Raw genomic sequence first — 567 nt, 5'->3', positions numbered from 1 at the left:
CTAGTGTCCTGAGTCGTTAATTCGCTCGCTCTTGTTAGAGTTGGTGATGCCGTCACCGCATGCTGCGCAGATTGTTCTGACCGATGCCGAGCGGAGGGAACTGGAGGGGTGGACACGTCGGCGGACCAGCGCGGCGGGTTTGGCGTTGCGGGCTCGGATCGTGTTGGCGGCCAGCGATGGTGGCACCAACGTTGAGGTGGCCGATCGGCTCGAGATCGACCGGAGCACGGTCCGCAAGTGGCGTAACCGGTTTGCGGAGTATCGCTGTGACGGGCTGCTCGACGAGCCGCGTCCAGGTCGTCCCCGTGTGGTTGGTGACGACCAGATCGAGGCGTTGATCACCGCAACACTAGAGACCACACCCCCGGATGCCACACACTGGTCCACCCGGTCGATGGCTGATCATCTCGGGCTGAGTCAGTCGATGGTGTCTCGGGTATGGCGGGCTTTCGGACTCGCTCCGCACAAACAGGATTCGTGGAAATTGTCCAAGGATCCGTTGTTCGTGGACAAGGTCCGCGACATCGTCGGTCTTTATCTGAATCCCCCGGAGCGGGCCATGGTGCT

1 protein-coding gene is annotated in these 567 nt (G+C 61.7%); it reads left to right on the top strand.

Annotated elements, in window-relative coordinates:
• Positions 1–46: 46 nt before the first annotated feature.
• On the top strand, positions 47–567 hold a 521-nt coding region (locus ABQE89_RS26265; RefSeq protein ID WP_448422167.1), incomplete at its 3' end, for an IS630 family transposase.

The sequence above is a fragment of the Mycolicibacterium sp. XJ1819 genome, assembly GCF_053483675.1.
The sequence above is the reverse complement of the archived record's forward strand: the minus strand, read 5'-3'. Positions and strand labels throughout refer to the sequence as shown.